The sequence below is a fragment of the Caulobacter sp. RHG1 genome (genome assembly GCF_013181195.1).
Taxonomy (GTDB): Bacteria; Pseudomonadota; Alphaproteobacteria; order Caulobacterales; family Caulobacteraceae; genus Caulobacter.
Genome location: NZ_SMZP01000005.1, coordinates 461,202 through 472,886 on the forward strand (window position 1 = coordinate 461,202; position 11,685 = coordinate 472,886).

At 69.3% G+C, this 11,685-nt stretch carries 11 protein-coding genes; 10 read left to right on the forward strand and 1 reads right to left on the reverse strand.

The genetic code is table 11. The features are described 5' to 3' along the window. Positions 1 to 103 precede the first annotated feature (103 nt). Entirely contained in the window at positions 104 to 1,099 is a 996-nt protein-coding gene (locus E1H18_RS16490) for an ROK family protein (protein ID WP_172270336.1), read from the forward strand. Positions 1,100 to 1,105: 6 nt separating this feature from the next. On the opposite strand, the gene E1H18_RS16495 is transcribed toward E1H18_RS16490, so the two are convergent. Further along, positions 1,106 to 2,416, reverse strand: a complete 1,311-nt coding sequence (locus E1H18_RS16495) for an MFS transporter (protein ID WP_172270338.1) — start codon at positions 2,414 to 2,416, stop codon at positions 1,106 to 1,108. 763 nt (positions 2,417 to 3,179) lie between these two features. Here E1H18_RS16495 and E1H18_RS16500 point away from each other — a divergent pair. The 9 genes from E1H18_RS16500 to trbL form a co-directional block, all read left to right on the forward strand. After that, the gene (locus tag E1H18_RS16500; protein ID WP_172270340.1) at positions 3,180 to 5,138 is read left to right on the forward strand and encodes a conjugal transfer protein TraG; all 1,959 of its coding nucleotides are present in this window, start codon (positions 3,180 to 3,182) and stop codon (positions 5,136 to 5,138) included. A 2-nt stretch (positions 5,139 to 5,140) separates the two neighbouring features. Next, entirely contained in the window at positions 5,141 to 5,560 is a 420-nt protein-coding gene (locus E1H18_RS16505; RefSeq protein WP_172270342.1) for a CopG family transcriptional regulator, read from the forward strand. Between the two features lie 197 nt (positions 5,561 to 5,757). Further along, entirely contained in the window at positions 5,758 to 6,723 is a 966-nt protein-coding gene (gene trbB, locus E1H18_RS16510; protein WP_172270344.1) for a P-type conjugative transfer ATPase TrbB, read from the forward strand. A gap of 26 nt (positions 6,724 to 6,749) precedes the next feature. Further along, positions 6,750 to 7,112, forward strand: coding sequence for a TrbC/VirB2 family protein (locus E1H18_RS16515; RefSeq protein ID WP_206679081.1), 363 nt, complete (start codon positions 6,750 to 6,752; stop codon positions 7,110 to 7,112). Next, positions 7,109 to 7,378 (forward strand): VirB3 family type IV secretion system protein, encoded by a 270-nt coding sequence (locus E1H18_RS16520; RefSeq protein WP_172270348.1) that lies wholly within the window; start codon positions 7,109 to 7,111, stop codon positions 7,376 to 7,378. Before E1H18_RS16515 ends, E1H18_RS16520 begins: the two co-directional genes overlap by 4 nt. 5 nt (positions 7,379 to 7,383) lie before the next feature. After that, complete coding sequence (gene trbE, locus E1H18_RS16525; protein ID WP_172270350.1) at positions 7,384 to 9,792, forward strand: conjugal transfer protein TrbE; 2,409 nt, start codon at positions 7,384 to 7,386, stop codon at positions 9,790 to 9,792. A gap of 1 nt (position 9,793) precedes the next feature. After that, the gene (gene trbJ / locus E1H18_RS16530; RefSeq protein ID WP_172270352.1) at positions 9,794 to 10,537 is read left to right on the forward strand and encodes a P-type conjugative transfer protein TrbJ; all 744 of its coding nucleotides are present in this window, start codon (positions 9,794 to 9,796) and stop codon (positions 10,535 to 10,537) included. Then, positions 10,534 to 10,791 (forward strand): putative entry exclusion protein TrbK-alt, encoded by a 258-nt coding sequence (gene trbK-alt / locus E1H18_RS16535; RefSeq protein ID WP_172270354.1) that lies wholly within the window; start codon positions 10,534 to 10,536, stop codon positions 10,789 to 10,791. Before trbJ ends, trbK-alt begins: the two co-directional genes overlap by 4 nt. 1 nt (position 10,792) lies before the next feature. Further along, positions 10,793 to 11,685, forward strand: an 893-nt coding sequence (gene trbL / locus E1H18_RS16540) for a P-type conjugative transfer protein TrbL (protein WP_172270356.1), incomplete at its 3' end; no start/stop codon positions are given.

Here is an 11,685-nt window from a genome sequence, read left to right on the forward strand (position 1 = left end):
CCGACTTGCGCCCGGCGCGCGAATGCTACTTGACCTGCTGTGGCGCAATGGTCCGCAGTCTCGGGCCCGTGTGGCTCAGACGACCGGTTTCTCAAGACCCACGGTGACCAACATCGCCGACGAACTGATCGCCCGTGGCCTGCTGATCGAACTAGCGCCGGAACGCGGCAAGCGAGGCCAACCCTCCCGTCCCCTGGCGCTCAACCGGGCCGCCGGCTATGCGATCGGCGTCAGCTTCTCGCAGACCTTCGGCGAGGTCGGGATCGTTGATTTCGCTGGCAAGCTGGTCGGCCAGTCGCGGTTCTCCATCAACGCGCCGACCGTGGCGGCGATCAGCGAAGGCGCGACGGTGGCGATCGCCGCGCTTACCGCGCGGCATCGCTTGGCCAAGTCGCGACAGATCGGCGTGGGCGTCGCCCTACCCGCCGACTTCGACGTCGATGGCAACGCGCTGCCGCACAGCCTCTTCCCCGACCTCGCCGGGCCGGGCCTTGCCGAGAGGTTTTCACAGGCCCTGGGGACGAGCGTCATCGTTGAGAACGACGGCCGATCTTCGGCCATCGGCGAGCGACTCCTGGGCGTCGGCGCCCCTTACCGCACCCTGATGCTCGTCCACCTTGGCCACGGCGTGGGGGGCGGTCTGATCATTGACGGCGCGCCCTATCGCGGCGCTTTGGGCAACGCCGGCATCCTTGGCCAGTACTACCCGTACGGCTCGCCCAGACCCTCGGCGCTCGACCTGCTGGAAACCCTTCGGGCTGCGGGCTTCCCGGCCTTGGACTTTGATTGGCTTGAGCACCCGCCGCAGGAAGCCGAACCAATCATCGAGCGCTGGGCGCGGCGCGCCGCCGATCAGCTTTCAGCCCCGTTGGCGCTCGTATCCCGCTTCTTCGGGCCTGAGGCCGTGCTGCTGGCCGGACGTCTGCCGGCCAATGTGCTTGATCAGATTGCGGCCCATGCGAGCTTTGAGTCGGTGCTTCGCCCCATGGACGACCTGCCTATTCCGCCGCTACGCGTCTCGCGGCTTGGCTCTGCGGCCGGCGTGATCGGCGCCGCCGCAGTGCCCATCTTGACCCTCTTGTTCCCACCGGAAAGATGACGCCCCCTAGCCGCGCTGCGCTAGACCTGCGGTTCGCTGCCCCGGGTCCACGGAGTACGAGAGGAGGACCATCGCGGCCGACCCCAGGATCGGCCCCAACGCCATGGTCCAGGCCAGAAAGCGCACATCCGTACGTGCGGCCTCCAAGGCGGCGACCACGACCACCACACCGAACGCCAGGGTCAGTTTTCCGCTCGCGCAGAAGAGAGCGAAGGCGAGCCCTTCCCGACCGGCGCCCGCCCGGCTGGCCGCATCGCTGAAGGCCGCCCATTTGGCGACACCGAGCCCACCGTTTCCGAGACCGACCAAGAAGGCGGCAAAGGCCAGCAAGAGCGGAAGGCTCGCCGGCGAGGCCAGAAAGACCAAGCCGCCCAGGGCTTGGATGACGGCGGTGACGCGAAACAGCGTGCTTCGGGATGGCGATCGCTCCGCCATGGCCAACCAGACCGGCTGGCCCGTCATGACCCCAAACGCGGCCACAAGAATGATGGCGCCGCCCCAGCTTGGCGAACGCAGCACTTGGTCGGCGTAGTAGGGCTCCAGCTTCTGAAAGAGCGGCGGGCCGGCCATCATCGCTGCCATCATCGCAAAATAGGGCCAGAGCTGGCGTAAGCGGCCTGACTCGCCTTTGAGCTTTACAGGGATTGGCGCAGTCAACGGATCCTGACGCACGGCGAACGCCAGCGCGGCCGCTGATATCACCGCAGAGAGCGCCGCCGCCGCCCCGACCGTGACGACGAGCCGCGCCCCCTCGCCTCCGGGCTTAGCCGCCGCGATCATGGGCCCAACAAGCGCCGCCACCGCTATGGAGGCCAAGCCCGAACCTGCGATCCGTACGGCCGCGACACGGGATCTGGCGGCTGGATTCGCCGTACCCAAGCTCATCAGCGCATTCTGCGGCACGTCGTAAAGCGCAAAGCCAATCCGAAACAGGCTGACCGTCACCAGGGCCCACATCCAGCGTCCCGCCTGCGGCGCATAGGGCGTCGACAGGAACGCGATCAGACCGACGGCCGCGATGAAAGCCCCGACCATCTGCAACCTTCCGGCAAGCGAAGGTGAGGCCATCTGCGCGCGCAGTCCAAAACCAACCAGCAGGTCCATCCCCGCGCTGAACAGCAGGCCGACCGTCAAGACCAGGCCCATCAAGGTCGGAGGAAGGCCGGCGAACTGGGTCAGAAAGTACGCGAAGACCACCTCGCCGCCATACCAGAACAGGCTCTTGGATAGGTGGGCCGCGCCATAGACGCTCGTCGCCCGCCACCCCCCAGGTCGCCCCAGGCCCCAGTCCGTGTCCGAAGTATTGGCTTGGCGCATGGGCTACCCTAACCAAGCGCCATGACAGATTGGCACATCGGTGCTGACAGCCCAACGCTGACCGGGCTCAGAAACATGGCGCCGCCCAGCCCGTTGGCGGATACTGAGTTTGAACCCCTGTCGCTTGTGCGCCACCGCTTCCCAGCCGACGTTACAAGATGCGCCGTTTGGCTCTGTTTCAGTTTCAGCCACAGCCTAAAGCGGCAAGTATTGGCTCGCGTCAATTTGCTGCGGTTAGTAGCAACGAAGTGCTCGAACCTGCGTACACGCATTTGGCACGCAAATCTCCACAAGATATTGTTTTTATAATGAAAAATATCAATCCATCATCGGCGACGAAATGAGCGCTGCAGCCGAGGGCTCGGAGGTCTGGACCGTCGTCGTCAGCCGGACATGCAAATCTCGAGGAAGAGGAGATGTCAGCTGGGCGCAGCTGCGCCGTCAGCAGCGGTCGTAGTCGAGGTCTCGATCACCGCTAGAGAGCGCGTCCTGCTCGGACCTGAGGCCGGTAAACCGACGCTAGATCGGCCAATCGCCGCGTCGCTAAAATCGGGGAGTTGGAAAAGCCGTGCGAAGGCCCTTGGGGTTTTGGCGCAAGCGCTTGGACATGCCCGCAAGCTCCCCGACCGTCTATCCCTAGACCCGTTACCGGCAGGACGTCAAAGCGGCCCGTCTACGCCACGGCCTGTCTTTCCCCGCCAAGCTACGATGATCGTCTGGACGCCCTAGCTCACGAGCGACGACCCGGTCTTCATCCTGTCCGATGCAGGGTTCGAAGGTCCTCTGGCTCACGGCCATCCTGGTTGGCGGCGTCGCGCTCGGCGGGATGTGGTGCGCCACGCAATGGACCGCCTCCGCACTGGACTACCAAGCGGGCCTGGGTCCGCCGTGGTTCATGCTGGCGGGACGGCCGATCTACACGCCGCCCGCCTTCTTCTGGTGGTGGTTCGTCTATGACGCCTATGCGCCGGCGGTCTTCCTTCGCGGCGCGGCCATCGCTACGAGCGGCGCGATCCTGTGCATCGTCCTGGCCATCTCCCTGTCGGTCTGGCGCGGCCGCGAGCGCCACCGCGCCTCGACGTTCGGCACCGCCCGCTGGGCCAGGGACGAGGAAGTTCGCAAAGTCGGGCTGCTCAAAGACGAGGGTGTCGTCCTGGGCCGCTTTGGCCAGGACTATCTGCGCCACGCTGGTCCCGAGCATGTGCTCTTCTTCGCGCCCACCCGATCGGGCAAGGGCGTGGGCGCGGTCATCCCGACCCTGCTCACCTGGCCGGGCTCGACCATCGTCCACGACATCAAGGGCGAGAACTGGACGCTGACGGCGGGGTTTCGGGCGCGCCTCGGCTCGGTGCTGCTCTTCGATCCGACCAACTCGGCGTCCTCAGCCTACAACCCGCTTCTGGAGGTGCGACCCGGTGCGACCGAGGTGCGCGATGTGCAGAACATCGCCGACATCCTGGTGGATCCGGAAGGTAGCCTCGACAAGCGTAGCCATTGGGAAAAGACCTCCCACGCCCTTCTGGTCGGCACGATCCTGCACGTCCTCTACGCCGAGCCGGACAAGACCCTGGCCGGCGTGGGGACCTTCCTGTCGGACCCGTGCCGGTCCATCGAGCAGACGCTGTCGGTGATGATGCGCACGCCGCATCTCGGCGAGGCTGGCCCCCACCCGGTCGTCGCCAGCGCAGCGCGAGAACTCCTGAACAAGAGCGACAACGAACGCTCGGGCGTACTCAGCACTGCGATGACCTTCCTGGGGCTCTACCGCGACCCGGTGGTCGCCGCAGTGACGGCCCGCTGCGACTGGCGTATCACCGACTTGGTCGACAAGCCCTGCAGCCTCTACCTGGTGGTGCCGCCGTCGGACGTCAGCCGCACGCGGCCGCTGATCCGATTGATCCTCAACCAGATCGTCCGACGGCTGACCGAGAGCCTGGACGGCGTCGGGACGCGCCAGAAGCTCCTCTTGATGCTCGACGAATTGCCGGTGCTAGGTCGGCTCGACTTCCTGGAGAGCACCCTGGCGTTCATGGCCGGCTATGGGGTGCGGGCCTTCCTGATCACTCAATCGCTGAACCAGATCGAGCGCGCCTACGGGCCCAACAACGCCATCCTCGACAACTGCCACGTCCGGGTCTGCTTCGCGGCCAACGACGAGCGGACGGCCAAGCGCATCTCGGAGGCCCTGGGCACGGCCACCGAGGAGCGCGCTATGCGCAACTACGCGGGCCATCGGCTCTCCCCCTGGCTCGGCCACCTCATGGTCTCCAAGGCGGAATCGCCCAGGGCCCTGTTGACACCCGGTGAGATCATGCAGTTGCCCGCCGACGAGGAGATCGTGATGCTGGCCGGCGTCGCGCCCATCCGCGCGCGCAAGGCCCGCTACTTCAAGGATCTGCGGCTGGCGCACAGAATCCTGGCCCCGCCCAATCCTGGCCGGTTCGCCGCGGCCGCGGCTAATGGCTGGTTGGGCCGGCCGGCGCTCGAGATGGCGCCGCCGCCCGTCCCCACGCCGCGCGGCCAAGACGGCGAAGGCCCGGAGGCCCGGGCGCTCGTGCCCGTTCTGGACCCGGTCGAACCGCAGCCTCCATCCGATGAGTTCGACTTCGACGACGGCCCGGCCGACGCGCTCGCCGCGCTCGAGGCCCGGCGGACCGACCGGCGGCTGGCGGGCGCGGCCCATCAGGTGGCGATGGATCCCGACGACGGCATGGAGCTCTAGCGATGCGGATCAAGCACACCTTCCGGCTGCCGCCGGCCCTGGGCGCGCGCCTGGCCGAGTACGCCCTGCGCCGTCGCCTCTCCCAGGCCCTGGTCGTCGAGGCGGCCTTGGAGAGCTTCCTGTCGCCCGACGGGGCCGAACAGTTGGAGGCCGCGCTCAGCCGGCGCCTGGACCGGCTCTCGCGCCAGGCTGACCGCATCGAGCAGGTGGCCGGGATCATCCTCGAAGCCCTCGGCCTTTTTGTCCGCTTCTGGCTGGCCAATACCCTGGCGCTGCCCGAAGCGGCCTTGCCGGCCCAGCAGGCCAAGGGTCGCGAGCGCTACCAGAACTTCCTGACCAGCCTTGGGCGGAGGCTGGCCAAGGGCAAGACCCTGCCGCAGGAGATCGCCGCGACCGAGGCGGTTATTTCCGACGATGCTTGAATCCATGGCCGACAACGCTCCGCCACACTGCTCGAACTTCGGCCTTGGTCACCTGGGCGAAGCCACGGTCTTCGCCAGCGCCTGTCTTTGCACCCTAGCGCCCTACAGCCCCTAAACACTTGTTGATCCCGGACAATTTCGGTCCTGTCTAGGGAGTCTCCCGCCCGGTCCGCCGGGCCTGATCGAGGCTCCCGACCATGTCGGCGCTCCCTTCCGCCAACGACGCCCGCGACCGTGCTGGCCGCATGCTGGCCACGGCCTTGGGCCCCGACGTGCGGGCGTGGCTGGCCCAGGACGATGTCGTCGAGGTGATGCTCAATCCGGACGGTCGGCTCTGGATCGACCGCCTCGGCGCGGGCCTGGCCGACACCGGCCTGGTGCTGGGCGCGGCGGAGGGCGAGCGGATCATCCGGCTCGTCGCCCACCATGTCGACGGCGAGGCCCACGCCCGCAGTCCCCGGGTCTCGGCGGAGCTGCCGCAAGCGGGCGAGCGCTTCGAGGGCCTGCTGCCGCCGGTGGTCTCCGGACCGGCCTTCTCCATCCGCAAGCCGGCGATCCGGGCGGTGACCCTGGCCGACTACGTCGCCCAAGGCGTGATGAGCGCGGTGCAAGCAAAGGCCTTGGCCGGCGCGGTCGCCGAGCGCCGCAACATCCTGGTGGCAGGTGCGACCGCCAGCGGCAAGACCACCCTCGCCAACGCCCTGCTGGCTGAACTCGCGGGCGCGGACGAGCGTGTCGTCATCCTCGAAGACACCGTCGAGCTGCGCTGTCCCGCCGCCAACACCGTGGCGCTGCGCAGCAAGGACGGCGTGGCCTCCCTGACCGAGCTGCTGCGCTCGACCCTGCGCCTGCGGCCTGACCGGATCGTGGTCGGCGAGGTGCGCGGCCCCGAGGCGCTCGACCTGATCAAGGCCTGGGGCACGGGCCACCCGGGCGGGATCGCCACCGTCCATGCCGGCTCCCCACTGGGCGCCCTGCGCCGCCTCGAGCAGCTCGTGCAGGAGGCGGCCGTGGCCGTCCCGCGCGAGCTGATCGCCGAGACCCTGGAGGTGATCGCCGTCCTCACCGGCCGCGGTCACGCCCGGCGTCTGTCCCACCTCGTCGCCGTCGAGGGCCTCGTCGGCGGCGACTACCGCCTCATCCCTCTCGGAGACGCATCATGACGACCCCTCGCGCGGCCGAGGGCCGCATGCGCGTGCGCGCTCTTCGGCGCAAATCAGGCTGGATCGGCTGCGCGCTGATCAGCGCCGCGGGCCTGCTCCATGCGCTCCCCGCCCGCGCCGCCGGCTCCTCGATGCCGTGGGAAGCCCCGCTGCAGTCGATCCTGGAGTCGATCGAAGGGCCGGTGGCCAAGATCGTCGCGGTGATCGTCATCATCGTCACGGGGCTGTCGCTGGCCTTCGGCGAGACCTCGGGCGGCTTCCGGCGACTGATCCAGATCGTCTTCGGCTTGTCGATCGCCTTCGCCGCGTCCAGCTTCTTCCTGTCGTTCTTCTCGTTCGGCGGCGGCGCCCTGATCGCCGCGGCCGCCGCTCCGGGCGTGCCGGCATGAGCGGCCAGGACCTGCCGCCCGGCTATTTCGCCGTGGTTCACCGCGCCCTGGTCGAGCCGATGCTGCTGGGCGGGGCGCCGCGCACGGTGGCCATCGCCAACGGCACGCTGGCCGCAGCCGTAGGCCTTGGCCTACGGCTCTGGCTCGTCGGCCTCGCCCTCTGGCTGGTCGGCCACGCCCTGGCGGTATGGGCCGCGCGCTTTGATCCGCAATTCGTCGAGGTCGGCCGCCGCCACCTGCGCTATCCGCCCTACCTGCGGGCCTGAGCGCGATGCTGTCGCTCAAGCCCTATGCCGACCCGACCCCTTACCTGGCCGACTTCCTGCCGTGGGCGGCGCTGGTCGCCCCGGGCGTCGTCCTCAACAAGGACGGTTGCCTACAGCGGACCGCTCGCTTCCGGGGCCCCGACCTCGACAGCGCCACGCCGGCCGAGCTGGTGGCGGTCACCGCCCGCCTCAACAACGCCCTGCGCCGGCTGGGTTCGGGATGGGCGCTGTTCGTCGAGGCTCGGCGTGATCCCGCCGCCAGCTACGGCGCCGACCGCTTCCCCGACCCGGCGTCTGCCTTGGTCGACCTGGAGCGACGCGAGCAGTTCGCCGAGGCCGGCGCCCACTTCGAGAGCCGCTACTTCCTGACCTTCGTCTGGCGCCCGCCCGCCGAGGACGCCCGACGCGTCAGCGGCCTGATGATCGAGGGCCGGGCACAGGACGGCCTGGATGCGTGGGAGCAGACCCATAGTTTCGTCCAGCGCACCGATCGCGTGCTGCAGTTGGTCGAGGGCTTCATGCCCGAGGCCGCCTGGCTGGGCGACGCCGAGACGCTCGCGTTCCTGCACGGGGCGGCGACCACCACGCGCCAAGCCGTCCGGGTCCCCGAGACGCCGATGCACCTGGATGCGCTCCTGGCGACCGGGCCGCTGACCGGCGGGCTAGAGCCGCGCCTGGGCGACCAGCACCTGCGGGTGCTCACCGTGGTCGGCTTTCCGACCGCCACCTTCCCCGGAATCCTCGACGACCTCAACCGCCTGGCCTTTCCCTACCGCTGGTCGACCCGGGCGCTGATGCTCGACAAGACCGACGCCATCAAGCTGCTCAGCCGCATCCGCCGGCAGTGGTTCGCCAAGCGCAAGTCGATCGGGGCGATCCTCAAGGAGGTGATGACCAACGAGGCCGCCAGCCTCGTGGACTCCGATGCGGCCAACAAGGCGGCCGACGCCGACGCTGCGCTCCAGGACCTGGGGGCCGACGAAGTCGCCCAGGCCTTCGTTACCGCCAGCGTGGTGGTCTGGGACACCGACCCGCGCGCGGCGGCCGAGAAGCTCCGGCTAGTCGAGAAGACCATTCAGGGCCGCGACTTCACGGTCATCACCGAGACGCTGAACGCGGTGGAGGCCTGGCTCGGCACGCTGCCGGGCCAGGTCTACGCCAATGTCCGCCAGCCGCCGGTCTCGACGGTGAACCTGGCGCACATGATGCCGCTGTCGGCCGTCTGGGCCGGCCCGGAAGGCGACGCGCATCTGGGGGCCGGGCCGCTGCTGCACGCGCGGACGGCCGGGTCCACGCCGTTTCGGCTGTCGCTCCACGTCGGTGACGTCGGCCACGCGCTCGTGGTCGGGCCGACCGGCGCGGGCAAGTCGGTGCTCCTGGCGATGATGGCCCTGTCGTTCCGGCGCTATGCCGGGGCGCAGATCTTCGCTTTCGACTTCGGCGGCTCGATCCGGGCGGCCACCCTGGCTATGGGCGGGACCTTCCACGACCTCGGTGGCGCTGGCGCGCCGTCGCTGCAGCCGCTGGCGGGGATCGACGACCCGGCCGAGCGGGCCTGGGCGGCCGACTGGCTCCTGGCGCTGCTCGTCCGCGAAGGCGCCCAGGCCACGCCGGAGCGGAAGGCCCGGCTCTGGTCGGCGCTCGACGCCCTGGCGTCGGCTCCCATCGACCAGCGCACGATCAGCGGCCTGATCGCGCTGCTGCAGGACGGGGTCCTCAAGCAGGCCCTGCAGCCCTATGCCGTCGGCGGTCCCGCGGGCCGGCTGCTGGACGCCGAGCACGAGACCTTGGCGACGGCCAGCATCGAAGCCTTCGAGACCGAGGGTCTGATCGGCGCACCAGGGGCCGGCGCGGTGCTGGCCTACCTCTTCCATCGCATCGAAGGCCAGCTAGACGGCCGTCCCACCCTGGTCCTCGTCGACGAAGGGTGGCTGGCGCTGGACGATCCCCAGTTCGCCGGCCAGGTGCGCGAGTGGCTGAAGACCCTGCGCAAGAAAAACGCGGCGGTCGTGTTCGCCACCCAGTCCCTGGCCGACATCAAGGACAGCCCGATCGCGCCGGCGATCATCGAAAGCTGCCCCACGCGCCTCTTCCTGCCCAACGCCCGGGCCCTCGAACCGCAGATCACGGCGATCTATGCGGGGTTCGGGCTCAACGCGCGCCAAGTCGAGATCATCGCCCGGGCCACGCCCAAGCGCGACTACTACGTCCAATCCCCGGCCGGCGACCGGCTCTTCGACCTGGCCCTCGGCGAAGTCGCCCTGGTCTTCGCCGGCGCCTCGTCCAAGGCCGACCAGGCCGCCATCGACGCGGTGCTGGCCGCAGCGCCCGGCGACTTCGCCGACGCCTGGCTACGCGTGCGCGGATTGCCCTGGGCCGCCGACCTCCTGCCCACCCTCGACCTGGAGCCTTGAGATGACCCCGCGCCCGACGCGGCGGCGCCTGCTGGCGACCGCCGCCCTTGTCTTCGCAGCCGCCGCGACGGCGGCCCACGCCCAGTTCACGGTCTTCGACCCGACCAACTACGCCCAGAACCTGCTGACCGCGAGCCGGTCGCTCGAGCAGATCAACCACCAGATCACCGCCCTGCAGAACCAAGCCCAGTCGCTGGTCAACGAAGCGCGCAACCTGCAGGCCCTGCCGTTCTCGACCCTGCAGACCTTGCAGTCGCAACTGGCCCAGACCCGCGCGCTGGTCGAGCAGGCCAAGGGCGTGGCGATGCGCGTGGCCGACATCGACGCGGCCTTCGCCGGCGCCTACCGGCCGGCGGCGACATCGACCAGCGGGCAGGCGCTCGTCTCCGACGCCAAGGCGCGCTGGACCAACAGCGTCGCCGCCTTCCAGGACGCCCTGAAGGTCCAGGCTGGGGTGGTCGGCAACCTCCACGCCTCTCGCACGTCGCTGGACCAACTCGTCACCTCCAGCCAATCGGCCAGCGGGGCGCTGCAGGCGGCGCAGGCGGGCAACCAACTCCTGGCCCTGCAATCCCAGCAGTTGTCTGACCTCCTGGTCCTCCTCGCCGCGCAGGGGCGCGCCCAGACCCTGGAGGCGGCCCAGCGGGCGGCCGCCCAGGACCAAGCCCGCGAGCAACTGCGCCGCTTCCTGACGCCCGGCGCCGGCTACCAGCCCGGCTCGGCCAAGATGTTCAACCAGCCATGAGCGCGCGCCTGGGCTTCCGGCTGGCGGCGGCGGGTTTCGCGCTGCTGGCGATCCTGGTGGCCGCGCTTCAGGCGCGCCACCCTGCGCCCCCGGCGCCAAACCCGCGCCCGGCTGTCCAGACCGCCACACCCGTCGATGCCCGTCTGGCCCGCTGCCAGGCGCTCGGGGCGGCCGGCGCCCAGGACCCCGATTGCCTGCGGGCCTGGGACGCCGCGCGCAACCGCTTCCTGGGCAAGTCCGAGGCGGGCCGCTGAGATGGAAGGGCCCGGCGTCGTCGACAGGTTCCTGGGCGTCTTCACCGCCTATATCGACACAGGATTCGGCCTGCTAGGCGGGGAAGTGGCGTTCATCGCCACCACTCTGATCGTCATCGACGTCACCCTGGCGGCGCTGTTCTGGAGCCTCGGCGAAGGCGAAGACGTCGTCGCGCGCCTGATCCGCAAGACCTTGTTCATCGGCGCCTTCGCCTACCTGATCGGCAACTGGAACATCCTGGCGCGCATCATCTTCGAGAGTTTCGCGGGCCTTGGCCTGAAGGCGTCGGGGACGAGCTTCTCGGTCGACGATCTGCTGCGTCCAGGCCGCGTGGGCCAAGCCGGCATCGATGCGGGCCGCCCGCTGCTGGAGAGCATCTCGGGACTGATGGGCTATGTCGCCTTCTTCGAGAACTTCATCCAGATCGCAGTGCTGCTGATCGCCTGGCTGATCGTGGTCTTGAGCTTTTTCATCCTGGCCGTGCAGCTCTTCGTGACGCTGATCGAGTTCAAGCTGACGACGCTGTGCGGCTTCGTGCTGATGCCCTGGGGCCTCTTCGGCAAGACCGCGTTCCTGGCCGAGCGGGTGCTGGGCAATGTCGTGGCCTCGGGCGTGAAGGTCATGGTGCTGGCCGTGGTCATCGGCATCGGCTCGACGCTCTTCTCCCAGTTCACCGCCGGGTTCGCCGGAAGCGAGCCGACGATCGAGGAGGCGCTGGGCGTGGTCCTCGCCTCGCTCTGCCTGCTGGGCCTTGGCCTCTTCGCGCCGGGCATCGCCAGCGGCCTGGTCTCGGGCGGGCCGCAGCTCTCGGCTGGCGCCGCGGTCGGCAGCGCCGCGGCCGCCGGCGGCGTGCTGGCCACGGGCGGTGCCTTGGCGGGCCTGGCGGTGGGTGG

Bases quoted from the DNA above. Each gene is read 5' to 3' on its own strand.
- E1H18_RS16495 (WP_172270338.1), bottom strand. From the start codon at position 2,416: ATGCGCCAAGCCAATACTTCGGACACGGACTGGGGCCTGGGGCGACCT.
- E1H18_RS16500 (WP_172270340.1), top strand. From the start codon at position 3,180: ATGCAGGGTTCGAAGGTCCTCTGGCTCACGGCCATCCTGGTTGGCGGC.
- E1H18_RS16505 (WP_172270342.1), top strand. From the start codon at position 5,141: ATGCGGATCAAGCACACCTTCCGGCTGCCGCCGGCCCTGGGCGCGCGC.
- trbB (WP_172270344.1), top strand. From the start codon at position 5,758: ATGTCGGCGCTCCCTTCCGCCAACGACGCCCGCGACCGTGCTGGCCGC.
- E1H18_RS16515 (WP_206679081.1), top strand. From the start codon at position 6,750: ATGCGCGTGCGCGCTCTTCGGCGCAAATCAGGCTGGATCGGCTGCGCG.
- E1H18_RS16520 (WP_172270348.1), top strand. From the start codon at position 7,109: ATGAGCGGCCAGGACCTGCCGCCCGGCTATTTCGCCGTGGTTCACCGC.
- trbE (WP_172270350.1), top strand. From the start codon at position 7,384: ATGCTGTCGCTCAAGCCCTATGCCGACCCGACCCCTTACCTGGCCGAC.
- trbJ (WP_172270352.1), top strand. From the start codon at position 9,794: ATGACCCCGCGCCCGACGCGGCGGCGCCTGCTGGCGACCGCCGCCCTT.
- trbK-alt (WP_172270354.1), top strand. From the start codon at position 10,534: ATGAGCGCGCGCCTGGGCTTCCGGCTGGCGGCGGCGGGTTTCGCGCTG.